Origin of the sequence: Nocardia sp. NPDC050630 (assembly GCF_044457245.1) — a bacterium.
GTDB lineage: Bacteria > Actinomycetota > Actinomycetes > Mycobacteriales > Mycobacteriaceae > Nocardia.
This window is the reverse complement of sequence record NZ_JBITGN010000022.1, coordinates 123302-138643: the sequence shown is the minus strand read 5'-3', so window position 1 is coordinate 138643 and position 15342 is coordinate 123302. Positions and strand designations below refer to the sequence as shown.

The following is a 15342-nucleotide window of genomic DNA, read 5'->3' as shown; positions in this document are numbered from 1 at the left end:
CCCGGAGAACTGATGTCCATCAGCCCGGAGATCTGCTGTCCGCCCAGCCGGACCCGCCGAATCCATCCGCCCGGATGTCCCGATGTCCGTTGACAGGAGTCTCAGGGACGATTTGGACGTTGGCGTGCGCCGAATGAGTCTCGGTGAGATCCGCTGCAGACGGCCTGCGAACGAATCCGGGCATTCCCTTTGGTGAACAGATTGCCTATCCGCCGCTTTTGCAGGCCCGACATCTACTCCCCCACTTAGTCATGCTTGCCATCCTGTGCTGAAGAGGGGTGGTCAAGGGTGGCCACAGCCATCGCGATGCGATGCGACGAATGAGCGCCCTTTACTCACCCGAACTGACGTCATTGGGCCATGAGGAGGCGGGAACTCAAGCCGGAGTTTGGCTATGGTTCACGCCCCGCCACCGATGTCCTGGGCTTCACGTCCCGGGAGCTCCTCGCGTAACAGCTGATGCTTTCGCCGATGCAGCCTCAACAGCACTCCACCGATATCGGCTGGCCGATCCGCAGCACCTGGGCGCTTCAGCTGCAATACGCACATCCGAGCATCGTCCGCCAGCTCTTGCCACGCTGAGCAAAGGGCCGTCGCCACAACAGCTCTATCTCCGCTGTTGAGAAAAGTAGCTGCAGCGGACAGGCCAGACGCCCCGAGCGCAACGAGGCCCGCGACGACACGGAACTGCTCACTGGACAATCCCGCGGCACCAGCTACGGCAGCAAGGATCGCAGCGGGCAAGCCCAATAGGAAGTACGCCTGCTGCCAGCGTTTACTGATAGCCCGGTAGTCGACCGCCCGGAGGTCTGACTCCGCAACCAGTTTCAAAAGTGCATCCATCTCGCTGGTCGGCGGATCGCCGACAAATTCTTCGAGATCGCGCCGGAGTCGACGTCGTTTGCCTTCCCACCAGTGGCGTCGCACCCTGCCGAAACGGTGAGTCACCTCTGCGCTTGCGGTCGATTGCCACATGATCTGGACGTCGCTGCCGCCAAAAATGGCGGTAGCGGTAGGGACACTATCGGCTGGCTCGTCCAACGGCATGCCCTCCCGTCCATGACACCCGAATCAGCTAACCCGGCATCGAAACTCAGGTGATGTTCTCACGATGCGATATCGAATCGCATCGAAACTGGGAGCTTCGTTCTGGTGCAGGCGCTGGGGCAGACGGTAGCCAGCCAATTCTGCGGATTCGTGTTCGGCTCCGATTTGGGAATTCCGGGCGGGCACTCTGGCGCGGGAAACGGGAGTGCGTCACCGAGTCCGACACGACGGAGTCGATCATGACAGCGCGGATTGACCTGTGAGCAAGTCCGGGTTTCTGCACGGCATCTATGGTCGGTTACATGAAAGACGATGTCTGCGTGTGGATTGGAAACACCACCGAGGCGAGGGATCACTTCGATTCGATCTGCGCGCTGTACGACGCGGCGTTCTCGGCGCCGCCGTTCGTTTGGCCGGAGTCGGAGTCGCAGCGACATCGCGAGATGCTCGACCGCATGATCGGTTCACCGACGTTCGGGATCGCTCTGGCCGAGTCCGCTGACACGCTGATCGGATTCGCTTACGGCGATACGCTTTCAGTTAAGACTGGCTGGTGGGACGGGTTCCAGGTATCGGTGGCGGCCGACGTCACTCGTGAGTGGACGGGTCGAACATTCGCGGTCATCGACATTGCCGTCGAGACGTCGGCGCGTGGGCGGGGCGTCGGTCGGCGACTCCTGAACACGCTTCTCGACAGCCGATGCGAGGAGCGCGCGACGCTGGCAGTGCAACCGCAGGCCGAAGGCGCGCACGCGTTCTACCGTGCGGTCGGCGGTTGGCAACTTGTCGGACGGCAGGACACACCAGGGTTCGTGTCGCCGCAGTTCGATATCTATCTCCGAGCACTGAAGCCGTAGTCGGCCATCAGCTCATCGAGGTCGCGGACACACAACGCGTCCTCCCACGGCGTGAGTTCCGCACGTGCCTCGGTGATGATCTCCGAGAGCCGATCCGAACGGCAGGCTGCCGCCAGCCCGGCCGCGCGCCCGATCACCTGCGCGGCCTCATCGATCTCACGGGACTCGATATGGGCGTGGGCCAAGTCCACGCAGGCTAATGCCCGGTTGCGTGGATAGTCCTCGCCGATCAGGTCAAGGCTCGCAACGGCCGCCTGATGCGCGTCGACCGCCCGCCCGAGCCGATACATGCAGTCACTACGGAACGACAGCGCCAGCCCTGGCCCGTGGAAGTAGGCCACGCTCGACTCCGCTCCGGCATCGTTTGCCAGCGCGCAGTCCGCCGCGTCCAGCGCTGTCAGGCATGCGTTGGTCCGTCCGCTCGACGCGTACGCGAATGCTGCGATCACCTCCGCATAGGAACGCAACAACCCATCATCGACATTGCGCGCCCAAACCTGTGCTGCCACTGCGTGATCGATGCCGGTTCGCGGCGAGCCTCGCCAGGTAGACAGGTAGCTCAGATTGCATAACACCAGCGCGACCAGCGAGTCATTGCCCGCCTCGTGCGCGGACTCGCGGGCCGCTTCATAGCTGGCGGTGGCCAAGTCAAACGCACGCAGATCGAAATGCATCCACCCGGCCAGTTGCGCCAGTTGCGAATGGACGGTCAGCAACCGTGGGCGCAACCACTCAGGCGACTGTGCCAACAGAGCCCGCGCGATAGCCTGCTGCGCTGTCACCATCGGCAGCACGGCTTGGGGACCGTACAAATCGTTTTGTGCCAGTGCGATATTCAGCGCGTGCTCGATGTGACTAATGGTGCCCTCGTCGACACGCTCGGGCCGGATCAGAACCTCGCCAACCCGCCGCTGTTCATAGGTGTCCAGGCCCGCGAGAATCGCGGCGACGGCGGGCAGTCCGCCCGCGACACCGCCGAACAAGTGCAGCAACTCGCGTCGATTCATCTCGACCCACATCCGCAAATCGTCATCCAACGGCGAGTGTAGGCCCGATTGCTCCGGTGCCGCCGTAACAACCATCGCGAGCGCGGACGACGGCTCGGTTTTATGGAACCGGTGAGCCTGCTCACGAGTCAGGCTGTCCAACAACGTATCCATCACGTCCGCCGATTTCGGGCTGAGTAGCGCGTTCGCGCCTTCTTGCTCCCACTTGCCTATCGTGCGGACACCACGCCCCGAGACTGCGGCGAACTCCATCTGGTTCAAGCGCATCGCGTTGCGGAGCGCCTTGACCTCGGCACCGGTCCATTTCTCGATCATCGCTGGTCCGCCCCTCGCCTCCGCGTGTCGAATACCGAAAGAGTAGGACCAAACTGCCAGTTGCGTACCTGGATCGAGAGTCTCGGGAAACCGATGCTGGACAAGCACCCGGCTGCCGGAGTGCTTGCAGGCCCGACATATGATCAGGGGGTAAGTGTTGCCCGGACGAGGATTACCCAAACGAGACCCACTCACAGGGCCGCAACGCGCGGTGTATTGCGGCACGTCGACTGACATCTTGACGCGGTACATCGGTGCTCTCACCGAGTGGAAGAACTCAATCGAAACTGCGACGCCACCCACAGGCGGGGAACTCGGGCCGAATGCGATCGGCGTGGTCCGCTGGGACAACCCGGCACAGGGCGCGTCAGCCGCCGCAGAGCTGAAACATCTAGCGGCAGAGCATAATTACGTCCTTGTCGAGGTGGTCGGATTCGATGTGGACTCCCGCGCGGCCGTGCTGCTGTTGCCGCAACATATCCGGGACGCTGAGGCTGATGCCGTGCTCACGCCCAGCCTCGAGCATGTCGGGGAGTTGAAGTGGGCGATCACCCTCGTGTGCGACCTGGTCACACCCGAGCAGGTGTATCCGTGCGGTCACGAATGGCCCGCGCCCCTGTCCACTGTGGGCGGTGACCAATGACACCCGACTCGACGCCGAATGTGCTGGCAGATACTCCCGCCAGTCGATGCTTGTTCTATCGACAGATCTGCGGGCTGGCGGCCGGAGTCGAACCCGCCATCGGGCGGATCACGGTGCGGGCGGGCAGCGTATCCGCGGTCACCATGCCCGCAGATCTCGGCCAAAAAGTTAAGGCGCACATGCAAACTCGGCAATTCGCACTCGGCCCGATCATCTCCCACCCCCGCTCGCGACGATGGACCTTCATCGTCAGACCCGACCTGCCCGACGAAGTGCCTCTGTTCTCGGAGTTATTCCGGCTCAACGTGACTATCGCTCGATTCGGCGCGCAGATCGCATTACCGTCGCCCACCGACAGGCACGCCGAATTGCGAGTCTGGATCGAACCGCCGCGCGACACGTTCCGACCCTCAGGAGTCGCCGTGGTCGATGCGATCCGCGCGAGCGTTGGCCTCCGTCCACGGAGAGCAGGACGATGAGCATTATCCTGCAAACCGCCAAGGCAATTGGTGTTCTGTCGCTGGATGTTAGCGGCCCGCACCTCTTACACGATGAACGCATCATCACCGAGTTGGCTCAGCGACGTGGCTACACCCTGAGTGGGCTGATCACTCTCAGAAACGACGCGTTCACGCCGACCGCACTCATCGCGGCGATGGTATGCAGAAAGGGAGTGGCGGCGGTTATCGCGCCGAGCATGGTCTGCTTTCACGGTCGTGGGCGGCCAATCGCTGTCACGTGCGACGTAATCACGCCTACCAAGTTCGCGGCCTGCTCCAGCAGCGGCCGATCGCAGGGCTCGCCGCATGAGTGAGCGGGTCTCGCCGCGGCCGGGTGATCCAGACGTTCACCTGTCGGTGTTCCTGCATGGTGCGCGCTTCGACTTCACCGCTTGTCTTACCGCTGCGCTGAATTTCAAGCAGGAACACCAGCGCGAGCACTACCACGATGCCGTGTCGATTGATCCCGGTGATGCGTCAGAGTGGCCGCGCCTGCCGTGTGAGCGGCTGTACCTCGAACCCTGAGATGGGACACTGACGATGAACGGGCAGCGACAAGGAAGGCAGAGGCATCGGCGTGGGGAATGACGAACAATTAGGGCTGGATTTCGAAGTCGAGCAGACCGAGTGGGGTAAATGGGTCGACGCGGACCGCCGAAAGGCGCAAGCACAGAAATTTATGGACTACGCGGGCATACGCCAGATTCCCTCGGTGCCGTGGCCGGAAGACTCGGCGGAAGTGGAGCGACTGAATCCGATTGTCGAGAAACTGTTCCCCGATCTGGCCACGGCGATGGCTCCCGAAAACGCGGACATGGCCGACGCGTTCATTTGCTTCATCGGGGAGTGTTTCATCAGATTTGCGGGCGCTGAATGGATCGAGTACGAATGGCCCGGTCGCGAATACACGTTCTACGATCATGTGAATCCTGCCCTGCGATGTGATACCCACGACCAGGACGAATTAACCGCTTGGTATCTCATGGACGACATGATCAACTACGACCCTGAAGACTATGGAGGCATGTTCTCCTCCATAGCCGCAGGGGTGCGTGAGTACGCGACTTATCACGACGAGAAACGCCGCGAGGGATCCCAAATCAACACCTGACGGCCAATTGTCCGCAAATATTTTTTAGACCTTTCCACGCATCGGGGGGTGTGTCCAGCAATGCCGGATGGATACGATAGAGACCGCGAAAATTGTGACCCCAACGAGCGTGGCAGGATATTCGAGAATGGCACCTACCGATATTTCCGCGACCGCGAGAACGGTTATATCCAACAGTCGCGCCTGCACGAAGTAAGAAATGTCGGAAATGTCAAATTCGACAAGATAAGAGAAGATCCTGGCCGCACGTTCACCATCGAAGACAAGTCAGGCAGGATCGAAGGAAAGAAGGACGAAAAGCAACTGACGGTTGTGCGCACTCTCCTCGAGCGGAATGAGGGCCACCATCATTTGCTGCGGTCTGTTGACGGTGAAACAATATCGAGCCGAGCCCAGAAACTCATCGATGGGCTGACCCGAGACTTCCCGGATCGGTTCACGCATCAGATCATCTCGCGAGAGGATGCGCGCGAGATTTGGGCGCGAGGGTTGGAGAAGGAGCCGAGTCCACAACTCGAATTGCCGGGGGTCGGTGAGCAGGCGCGGCTGCAAAAGCAACGCCAGCGGGAAGCACGGCAGCAGGCCAAAGAGCGTGAGGAACGCGCCAGAGTCGAACGTGAGGCCGAGCAGGCTCGTACCCGCGAAGACAACCGGGACCAGGCGAAACCCGCAGTGGCCCGGGAACTCACCGACCCCGCTCCGAAAGCCAAAGATGTTCGCGAACGGGAGGAAGCGCAAGCGCGGGAGATGAACGATCCCGGCCGCAGCACCGTGCAGAAAGAGCTGCTGGAGATCAAGAGGGAAGGCAGGGAGAGTCAACGCGAAGATATTGCCCGCGAGATCGACATCACACGCGGACAAGAAGCTCCGACGCGACCAGCGGAACCGCAGCGGACTCGGGAGCAGGAACGCGAAATCGCCCTAGCGCGAGCTATACAGGAACGTGCCAACGCCCGAGCGCTAGCGATTGAGAATGGACTGTCCCGAGAGATGATGGGCATTCTTGGACTCAACAGTGACGGCCCACCCAAGATGATCGATGTTGACAATGCGCGTACACGGGCCGAGGCGGAACGGGATCGGTCGATACATCAGAAGCGCGAACGCTCGGAACGTCAACGGGAAGGCCGACACCGGGGCGACTAGCGCTCCACCCGAGGCCGGAGCGTGAACATATTCCTGAGGGAGCCGCCATAGCGCCGTCCCAGAGCGCTGAGGAACAATCCCGATTCACGCGGAGACGCAGTGGCCTGCTGAAATACCAGTGCGGCGACACCATGCACAAGCCGGTACATGATCCAGACTGGCTGTGCGCCTTGGACGTTCGTAGCGTGCGGTTGGCGGCACAGATATCGCGGCTGATCTGCAGCGTCCACGCAGATCCGCGCACCTCGCTGGATCCGTCGCCCCCGTCCGCGGCTGGTAGGCGCTAGGCGGCAGACTGCTCGGTGTGGCAGGCAAATTCAGTGCTGGGATTCTGTTGTTCCGTCGGAGTTCCGGTGAGACCGAGGTGCTGATCGGGCATATGGGTGGGCCGTTCTGGGCGCGTAAGGATGCGGGGGCCTGGTCGATCCCGAAGGGTGAGTACGAGCCGGAATACGAGAGTGCCGAGGTGGCAGCGGCGCGTGAGTTTCTCGAGGAACTCGGGCTGCCGGTGCCCGAAGGTGAGCGGGTGCCGTTGGGAGAGGTCCGCTACGGCAGTGGCAAATCCGCCAAGAACCTCACCGTCTGGGCCGTCGAGGGCGATCTGGACCCGGCCACGGTGGTCCCCGGCACATTCGAGATGGAATGGCCGCCCAAATCCGGTCGCCTCGCCACCTTCCCGGAAATCGACCGCGCCGAATGGTTCGACCTCAGCACCGCGCACGACAAACTGGGCGCGGGCCAGCGCCCCTACCTCGACCGGTTGGCCGAACACCTCGCTTGACCGCACCTACCCAGCCCGGTAGCTAGTAACCCTAACGGTCAGCGGGACGCGTCGCCCCAACTCTGCCCAGTGATGAGTTCGTATGCCTCGATGTACTTCTGCCGGGTGACATCGACGATTTCGGCGGGGATCTCCGGGCCGGGATACTCCTTGTTCCAACCCGTGGACGTGGACCAGTCGCGGACGAACTGCTTGTCGAAGGAGCGCTGCGGACGCCCCGGCTCCCATTCGGCGCCGGGCCAGAAGCGGGAGGAGTCGGAGGTCAGCACCTCGTCGCCGAGAGTGAGAACGTCACCGTCCCAACCGAATTCGACCTTGGTGTCGGCGACGATGACGCCGCGCACGGCGGCGTGCGCGGCACCGCGGGTGTAGATCCTCAGGGTCAGCTCGCGCAACTGCTCAGCGACCTCGCGGCCCTCCTGATTCACCACATCCGCGAAAGTGATGGGTTCGTCGTGCCCCTCGGAGGCCTTGCTGGTCGGGGTGAAGATCGGCTCGGGCAGCTTGTCGCCATCGCGCAGACCCGGCGGCAGTGCGATGCCGGAAACCGTCCCGGTGCGCTCGTACTCCTTCAGCCCCGACCCGGTCAGATAGCCGCGGGCGATGCATTCGACCTGCAGCATCTTCAGTGGCTTGACCCGGATGCCGCGACCGGCGAATTCCGCGGGCACATCGGTCGCCGAGACCACATGGTTGGGCACGTCGGTGAAGTATTCGAACCACCAGTTCGACAGTTGGGTCAGCAGTGCGCCCTTATCCGGAATCGGCGTCGGCAGCACCACGTCGTAGACCGATACCCGGTCCGACGCCACGAGCAGCAGGGTGTCGCCGTCCTCGTAGAGGTCGCGCACCTTTCCGGCGTGGATATGCTTCACGTCGCAGCTCCGATCCTGGTCGATAGGGTTTATGGGAAAAAGTCCCGCGCGGGCAACCTTACCGAGGTGGCATTGTGGTGAGTGCTGTGCCCGCCGGGGGGCCGCCCGTGCACATTCTTCGAACCACGAAGGAGTCCAATGTCCGCACCGAACCTGACTCGCGACCAGGCGATCGAACGCGCCTCGACAGTGCAGGTCGAGAACTATCGCATCGAGCTCGATCTGACCGACGGCGCGGGACAGCCGGGCGAGCAGACCTTCTTCTCTCGCAGCACGGTCACTTTCACCGCGACCGCGGGCGCGAGCACGTACATCGATATCGTCGCCCGCGGGGTCCGCTCCGCCGTGCTCAACGGCACGCCGATCGACATCGCCGACTACGACGAAGCCAAGGGCATAACCCTCAACGGTCTGGCCGAGCGCAACGAACTCGTCGTCGAAGCCGACTGCGAATACTCCAATACCGGTGAGGGCCTGCACCGCTTCGTCGACCCCACCGATGACGCGGTCTACTTGTACTCGCAGTTCGAAACCGCCGATGCCAAGCGGATGTTCGCCTGCTTCGATCAGCCGGATCTCAAGGCCACCTTCGATATCAGCGTCACCGCCGCGCCGAGTTGGAAGGTCATCTCCAATGGCGCCGCGGTCGATACGCTCATCGCCGATCCCGGCAAGCACCTGTTCCGCACCACGCCGCGGATGAGCACCTATCTGGTCGCGCTCATCGCCGGCCCGTACGCGGAATGGACCGACGCCTACACCGACGATCACGGCACGATTCCGCTCGGCATCTACTGCCGCGCCTCGCTTGCCGAGCATATGGACGCGCAGCGCCTGTTCACCGAGACCAAGCAGGGCTTCGGCTTCTACCACAACAACTTCGGTGTGCCGTACGCATTCGGCAAGTACGACCAACTGTTCGTCCCGGAGTTCAATGCGGGCGCGATGGAGAACGCTGGCGCCGTTACGTTCCTGGAGGACTATGTCTTTCGGTCCAAGGTGACCCGCGCCTCCTACGAGCGGCGCGCCGAGACCGTCCTGCACGAGATGGCGCACATGTGGTTCGGCGATCTGGTCACCATGAAATGGTGGGACGACCTGTGGTTGAACGAGTCGTTCGCGACCTTCGCCTCGGTGCTGTGCCAGTCCGAGGCGACCGAATATACAAGTGCCTGGACCACTTTCGCGAATGTGGAAAAGTCCTGGGCCTACCGGCAGGATCAGCTGCCCTCCACCCACCCGATTGCCGCGGACATCCCGGACCTGCACGCCGTCGAGGTCAATTTCGACGGAATCACCTATGCCAAGGGCGCTTCCGTACTCAAGCAGCTCGTCGCCTACGTCGGTCTGGAACCTTTCCTCGCCGGTCTGCGTGCCTACTTCACCGAACACGCCTACGGCAACGCTACTTTCGACGATCTGCTCTCGGCCCTCGAGCAGTCCTCGGGCCGTGATCTGTCCGGCTGGGGTGCGCAGTGGCTCAAGACCACCGGCCTGAATATCCTGCGGCCGGACTTCGAGGTCGATGCCGAGGGCAAGTTCGCCTCGTTCGCCGTGGTGCAGGAGGGCGCCGCGCCTGGTGCGGGCGAACGCCGCGTCCATCGCCTGGCCGTCGGTGTCTACGACGATCAGGACGGAAAGCTGGTGCGCACCAAACGCGTGGAGCTCGATCTCGATGCCGCCGAGCGCACCGACGTTCCCGAACTGGTCGGTGTGCCGCGCGGCAAGTTCGTGCTGGTCAACGATGACGACCTCACCTACTGCTCGGTCCGCCTGGATGCCGATTCGCTCGACGTGCTGGTGAACCGCATCGCCGATATCGCCGAACCACTCCCCCGCACACTGGCCTGGTCGGCCGCCTGGGAGATGACCAGGCAGGCCGAATTCCGGGCCCGTGATTTCGTCGCACTGGTCCAGCGCGGTATCGGCGCGGAATCCGAAATCGGTGTGGTGCAACGACTCCTGATGCAGGCCAACACCGCGATCGGCAACTACGCCGATCCGGAATGGGCCACCACCACCGGCTGGCCGGAGTACGCCAACCGACTGCTCGAGCTCGCCCGCGAGGCCGAGGCCGGTTCGGATCACCAACTCGCCTTCGTCAACGCGCTCACCGGCGCCAAGCTGTCGGCCTGGCATACCGAGGTGCTGGGCGAACTGCTCGACGGTGATCCGGCAAAGGTCGGCCTCCCCGGTCTGATCGTCGATACCGATCTGCGCTGGCGGCTCGTGACCGCGCTCGCCGCCGCCGGTGAGATCGACGCCGACGGTCTAGCCACCCCCACGATCGATGACGAGTTGGCCAACGATCCGACCGCGGCCGGTAAGCGCCATGCCGCGGCCGCGGCGACGGCCCGTCCGATCGCCGAGGTGAAGGAGCAGGCCTGGACGACGGTGATGTCCGACGATTCGGTCCCGAATATCACCGCCCGCTCGATCGTCGGCGGCTTCGCCCCCAATGGCCAGGGTGAGCTGCTGACGCCGTACGTGGAGCGCTATTTCGCCGAGGTCCCCGGCGTCTGGGAGCGCCGCTCCAGCGAGGTCGCTCAGACCGTCGTCGTGGGACTCTACCCGGCGTGGGCGATCAGCGAGGAAGCCGTCGCGGCGGCTGACAAATTCCTCGCCGATGACCATCCGCCGGCCCTGCGCCGTCTGGTGAGCGAGGGCAAGGCGGGCATCGAACGCTCACTGCGCGCCCGCGCCTTCGACGCCCAGGGCTGAAGGTTCTCGCGCGACTGAGACGGGGCGTGCCATCCATCGTGATGCGCATGCCCTGTTCACAGTCGACAGCCGAAACGCAATCGGCGCGTCCACCTCAGCGGTGAACGCGCCGGAGCACGCGAAGTGCGACAGCTGGATCAGCGACCGATGGCCGCGGCCATCACGCGAACCGCGGAGACCAGACCGTCGATGAGCTGCCCCTGCCGGAACGAGCTCAGTGCGGCGGTGACGCCGAGCTGGCAGACGCGGTCATTGGCGCGATCGGCGACCTCGTGGCCGGAGCGCACCTCGATGGCCTTGTCATTGGGCGAAACCGCGATGAGCACCGAACGCGCGGCCTCGGGGGTCGCGGGGAAGACCGCGTCCGCACCGGCGGCCGGATCCGCGCCGAGATCGCCGATGTAGATGTTGAAGCGCACCTTGGTCGCGCGGGTCGCCTCGGTGAGCACATTGTCCATGACGAGCCGCTCGTCATCGCTGAACGGGGCTTCCTTGAACACCGCACCGGCCTCGTGCACACCCGAGACGCGGCCGCTGCTGGTGACCACCGAACCGTGCGGCAGTTCGGATTCGACTACCGCGGGCCATTTAGAACTTGCCACTTGCCCGTCCTCCGATCAGCTCCACCGGGGTGGATTCGATTGCCACATGATGCCCATGCGACGACTCAGGATCGTCGTAATGACCCAATCCGGTCACCTCGTCGGTCGCACTCCACAGCACGGCAGGCTGGGTCCACTTCTGACCGAGGTCGAAGTGGACCGGCTTCTCGCCGGGCAGTGGCTTGCCGAGATACGACAATCCGGCGATCGCGCCGTAGATCACCAGCGGGATGCCGAGGAAGATCAGCACTGTTTCGAGAATGCTCATGACCGCGCCTCGCTGACGCTCGGCTCCGTCATGCGCATGGCGCGCTGGCACATGGTTCGCTCGCTTCGCTCACTCACGGGACTAAAGGTAGACGATCCTCTGTACTAGTTCGCGCTCTGGTCGAACTCGTGTGGTCCCGCACGACCGCGCCTCGTGGCACTCGGCTGCGTCGTGCGCGATGCGCGCGGTGACTTCGGTTCGCGCGCTCACACCAGCCACGCAGCGGCATTCGCGGGCAATTGTCCGTTCACCGAGGGGGCACTGGCGAGCAGTACATCACCCGGTGGCAGCGAGATCGGCTCGGGCGAGGCATTCAGTACGCAGACCAGTCCACCGGGTCGCCGGAAGGCGAGACAACCGGCCGGACTGCCGTACCACTCGAGCCGCGGACCCTCGAATTCCGGTCGGACACCGCGTAATTCGATTGCCAAGCGGTACAGCGACAGGGTGGAGCCCAGCGCCTCCAACTGCGCCTCGACCGACGACGACACCCACTCCGGCGGCATCGGCAGCCAGGACTGCGCGGCCGTGGTGAAGCCGAACGGCGGCGCCGTACCCTCCCACGGAATCGGGACCCGACAGCCGTCGCGTCCGCGTTCGGTATGTCCGGAACGCTCCCAGACCGGATCCTGCAGCACCGTCTCGGGCAGATCGTCCACATTCGGCAGCCCGAGTTCAGCGCCGTTGTAGATGAAGACCGCACCGGGCAGCGCCAACTCCACCATGATCATCGCCCGGGCCCGCGCCACCCCGATCGGACCGCCGCCGTACCGGGTGACCTCACGCTCGATGTCGTGGTTGGATAGGGTCCAGGTTGGTGAGGCGCCCACCGGCGCGACGGCCGCGAGCGAATTGTCGATGGCCGCCCGCACGGTGTCGGCGTGGAATTCCGCCTCGGCGAGGCGGAAATTGAAGGCCAGGTGCAATTCGTCCGGACGGACGTACTCGCCGAAGCGGGTGTTGTCATCGACCCACACCTCACCGATCGAGACCGCGTTCGGATACTCGTCGAGCACCTTGCGGATGCGGCGGTGGATCTCGTGCACATCGGGATGGTTGAAACGGGGATCGCTATCGTCGTGCACGAGCATCTTCGTATCGACGCGTTCCATATCGGGCAGACCGTCCGGTTTGGCCATGCCGTGGGCGACATCGAGGCGGAAACCGTCGACACCGCGGTCGAGCCAGAACCGCAGCGTTTGCTCGAAATCGGCGGCGACCTCGGGGTTCTGCCAGTTCAGATCGGGTTGCTCGCGCGCGAAGATGTGCAGATACCACTGGCCCGGGGTGCCGTCGGGCTCGGTGATCCGGGTCCAGGCGGGTCCGCCGAAGATGCTCGGCCAGTTGTTCGGCGGCATGGCGCCGTCGGGTCCGCGGCCGTCACGGAAGATATAGCGCTCGCGTTCGTGACTGCCGGGTGCGGCGGCCAGCGCCGCGGCGAACCACGGATGCTGATCACTGGTGTGGTTGGGCACCAGGTCCATGGTGACCTTGAGATTGCGGTCGTGGGCCTCGGCGATCAGCTCGTCCATCGCCGCCATTCCACCGAAGAGCGCGTCGATATCGCGCGGATCGGCCACGTCGTAGCCGCCGTCGGCCATCGGCGAACGCATCACCGGACAGATCCAGAGCGCGTCCACCCCGAGTAGTTCGAGGTAGCCGAGCTTCTCGCGAACTCCACCGAGATCGCCGATCCCGTCACCGTTGGAGTCCGCGAAGGATCTCGGATAGACCTGGTAGAACACGGCCGACCGCCACCAAGGTTGGGCGGTGCGATCCACCGACGCCGGCACGGCAGGTGTATCAGTCACATCCGCAATAGTGCCAAAGATTTTCGGTAAATTCGCCCAGGCTCAACTGTGTTCTTCGACATCCGGCAAATTTTCAGCGTTGCACAACCTGAATCGAAACCCTAGGGCTGACCCTGGACCGGGCGAAATGATCTCACCAAGCCGCATTCATCAGCGAATTTGCCGCCATCTCCAAATAGTCGAGCAATGCCTTGCGATGTTCGTCATCCAGAATTTCCGGTTCGATTTCCGCCACGCCGATGCGCATGCAGCGCAGCCACGCGTCACGCTCCACCGGACCGATTTTGAACGGCATATGCCGCATCCGCAGTCGCGGGTGCCCACGTTCGTCGGAGTAGGTGCGCGGCCCGCCCCAGTACTGCTCCAGGAACATGCGCAGGCGCCGCTCGGCCGGTCCGAGGTCCTGCTCCGGATACAGCGGGCGCAGCACCTCGTCGTCTGCCACCTCGCGATAGAACGCCGCGACGATGCGCTGGAACGTCTCCGCCCCGCCGATCGCCTCGTAGAACGACGTGGCTGTCTGCTCGCCGGAAGTCATCGAATCCTCTCGATCGGGGCCGGGCTGTTGTTTCGTGCGACCCGCAAGCGATCGCTGCTGATCCTTTCGAGCGACCACGCAAGCGATCGCTACGGCCGCCGTCCATTGTGCCCGCGTTACGAACGGGCGGCCCTTCAACCACAGTTCATCCGACATTGTGCGAAATCACCGTGCAATAGCAGGCGTTCCATGGTCAACTGGGTGGCAGTCTCTGCCGAGATACCACATGATCTTGATGACGAAGAAACTGGGGTCACCATGAAGCAGCGGCACGGCCGATCACATGAGGCCAGGACGCACCGACAACTCCAGCCCGCCGACGTCCACAATCGTGGGTCGGGGGCTACTCCGCTGCACATCTTGTCCGACCACCATCCGGGTGCCCATCGCACCGGTGAGCCTGCTCACCACATTCCACACCTCACGGCCGTCCAGAACGAGGCCGCCAACTGGTTGAAGCGCCGGGTGCTGCTTCTGAATGCCACCTACGAGCCGCTCACCGCCTTGTCCGCGCGCCGCGCCGTCGTACTTCTCATCTGCGATAAAGCCGACACCGTCCACCACGATCCCGAGGGTTCGGTAGTGCACTCCGCCGAATCCGCCGTCACGATTCCCTCCGTCATCCGGCTGCGCAGCTATGTACACGTGCCCTATCGGGCGCGCGTCCCGATGACCCGCGCCGCCCTCATGCACCGCGACCGCTACCGCTGCGGCTATTGCGGTGGCAAGGCGGAGACCATCGACCACGTCATCCCGCGCAGCCGCGGCGGTGAACATTCCTGGGAGAACTGCGTAGCGAGCTGCGCGCCGTGCAACCACCGCAAGGCCGACAAGCTGCTCAGCGAGTTGGGGTGGACGTTGCGTTCGCCGCTGGTTTCGCCGAAGGGTCCGCATTGGCGGCTGCTGTCCACGACCGCGGAACTAGATCCGGTGTGGTTGCAGTATCTCGGCGAGGGTGCTGCCTGAAGCTCGCGGGCACGGTCCAGGGGCATGAGGCACCCCATCCGCGTCCAAGTGGTCGCGACCGGCCTGTTCAGCGCCGAGCAGACCGAGCGGGCGACAGCGCGGCTGACACCCGGAGGCAGGAGGCTCGAGAGACACGCGCATGCACCTTGGCGTG

At 63.7% G+C, this 15342-nt stretch carries 16 protein-coding genes; 9 read left to right on the top strand and 7 right to left on the bottom strand.

All coding sequences use genetic code 11. From position 1 onward, the window contains the following. Nucleotides 1-399: 399 nt before the first annotated feature. Nucleotides 400-1047, bottom strand: coding sequence for a hypothetical protein (locus ACIBG0_RS35810; protein WP_397038893.1), 648 nt, complete (start codon nt 1045-1047; stop codon nt 400-402). Between the two features lie 302 nt (nt 1048-1349). Between ACIBG0_RS35810 and ACIBG0_RS35805 the strand changes: the two genes are divergently transcribed. Further along, nucleotides 1350-1904, top strand: a complete 555-nt coding sequence (locus ACIBG0_RS35805; protein ID WP_397038891.1) for a GNAT family N-acetyltransferase — start codon at nt 1350-1352, stop codon at nt 1902-1904. Here ACIBG0_RS35805 and ACIBG0_RS35800 read toward each other — a convergent pair. Further along, nucleotides 1880-3529 (bottom strand): helix-turn-helix domain-containing protein, encoded by a 1650-nt coding sequence (locus ACIBG0_RS35800; protein WP_397038890.1) that lies wholly within the window; start codon nt 3527-3529, stop codon nt 1880-1882. The genes ACIBG0_RS35805 and ACIBG0_RS35800 overlap by 25 nt on opposite strands. Before the next feature lie 31 nt (nt 3530-3560). Between ACIBG0_RS35800 and ACIBG0_RS35795 the strand changes: the two genes are divergently transcribed. The 6 genes from ACIBG0_RS35795 to ACIBG0_RS35770 all read left to right on the top strand — a co-directional run bounded on the left by ACIBG0_RS35795 (nt 3561) and on the right by ACIBG0_RS35770 (nt 7407). Beyond that, a complete protein-coding gene (locus ACIBG0_RS35795) occupies nt 3561-3869 on the top strand; it encodes a hypothetical protein (protein WP_397038888.1) in 309 nt (102 codons plus the stop codon). Nucleotides 3870-4344: 475 nt separating this feature from the next. Continuing rightward, complete coding sequence (locus ACIBG0_RS35790; protein WP_397038886.1) at nt 4345-4683, top strand: hypothetical protein; 339 nt, start codon at nt 4345-4347, stop codon at nt 4681-4683. Then, nucleotides 4676-4894, top strand: coding sequence for a hypothetical protein (locus tag ACIBG0_RS35785; protein ID WP_397038885.1), 219 nt, complete (start codon nt 4676-4678; stop codon nt 4892-4894). The genes ACIBG0_RS35790 and ACIBG0_RS35785 overlap by 8 nt, the downstream gene beginning before the upstream one ends. Before the next feature lie 52 nt (nt 4895-4946). Beyond that, nucleotides 4947-5480: a hypothetical protein gene (locus ACIBG0_RS35780; protein WP_397038883.1), complete on the top strand. Its 534-nt coding sequence runs from the start codon at nt 4947-4949 to the stop codon at nt 5478-5480. A gap of 60 nt (nt 5481-5540) precedes the next feature. Beyond that, on the top strand, nt 5541-6626 hold the full coding sequence (locus tag ACIBG0_RS35775; RefSeq protein WP_397038882.1) for a hypothetical protein: 1086 nt from the start codon (nt 5541-5543) through the stop codon (nt 6624-6626). A 304-nt stretch (nt 6627-6930) separates the two neighbouring features. Beyond that, entirely contained in the window at nt 6931-7407 is a 477-nt protein-coding gene (locus tag ACIBG0_RS35770) for an NUDIX domain-containing protein (RefSeq protein WP_397038880.1), read from the top strand. A gap of 38 nt (nt 7408-7445) precedes the next feature. On the opposite strand, the gene ACIBG0_RS35765 is transcribed toward ACIBG0_RS35770, so the two are convergent. Next, nucleotides 7446-8282, bottom strand: coding sequence for a phosphoribosylaminoimidazolesuccinocarboxamide synthase (locus ACIBG0_RS35765; RefSeq protein ID WP_397038878.1), 837 nt, complete (start codon nt 8280-8282; stop codon nt 7446-7448). A gap of 138 nt (nt 8283-8420) precedes the next feature. Between ACIBG0_RS35765 and pepN the strand changes: the two genes are divergently transcribed. Then, nucleotides 8421-11003, top strand: a complete 2583-nt coding sequence (gene pepN / locus ACIBG0_RS35760) for an aminopeptidase N (RefSeq protein ID WP_397038877.1) — start codon at nt 8421-8423, stop codon at nt 11001-11003. A gap of 137 nt (nt 11004-11140) precedes the next feature. On the opposite strand, the gene ACIBG0_RS35755 is transcribed toward pepN, so the two are convergent. The 4 genes from ACIBG0_RS35755 to ACIBG0_RS35740 form a co-directional block, all read right to left on the bottom strand. Continuing rightward, nucleotides 11141-11605: a DUF5130 domain-containing protein gene (locus ACIBG0_RS35755; protein ID WP_397038875.1), complete on the bottom strand. Its 465-nt coding sequence runs from the start codon at nt 11603-11605 to the stop codon at nt 11141-11143. Beyond that, a complete protein-coding gene (locus ACIBG0_RS35750) occupies nt 11592-11873 on the bottom strand; it encodes a hypothetical protein (protein WP_397038873.1) in 282 nt (93 codons plus the stop codon). The genes ACIBG0_RS35755 and ACIBG0_RS35750 overlap by 14 nt, the downstream gene beginning before the upstream one ends. Before the next feature lie 206 nt (nt 11874-12079). Beyond that, complete coding sequence (locus tag ACIBG0_RS35745; protein ID WP_397038871.1) at nt 12080-13684, bottom strand: alpha-amylase family glycosyl hydrolase; 1605 nt, start codon at nt 13682-13684, stop codon at nt 12080-12082. 133 nt (nt 13685-13817) lie between these two features. Then, nucleotides 13818-14222 carry a globin gene (locus ACIBG0_RS35740; RefSeq protein ID WP_397038869.1) on the bottom strand — a complete coding sequence of 135 codons (405 nt, stop codon included), beginning with the start codon at nt 14220-14222 and terminating at the stop codon, nt 13818-13820. Between the two features lie 360 nt (nt 14223-14582). On the opposite strand from ACIBG0_RS35740, the gene ACIBG0_RS35735 reads away from it, so the two are divergent. After that, entirely contained in the window at nt 14583-15188 is a 606-nt protein-coding gene (locus tag ACIBG0_RS35735; protein WP_397038867.1) for an HNH endonuclease, read from the top strand. The last annotated feature ends 154 nt before the right edge of the window (nt 15189-15342 follow it).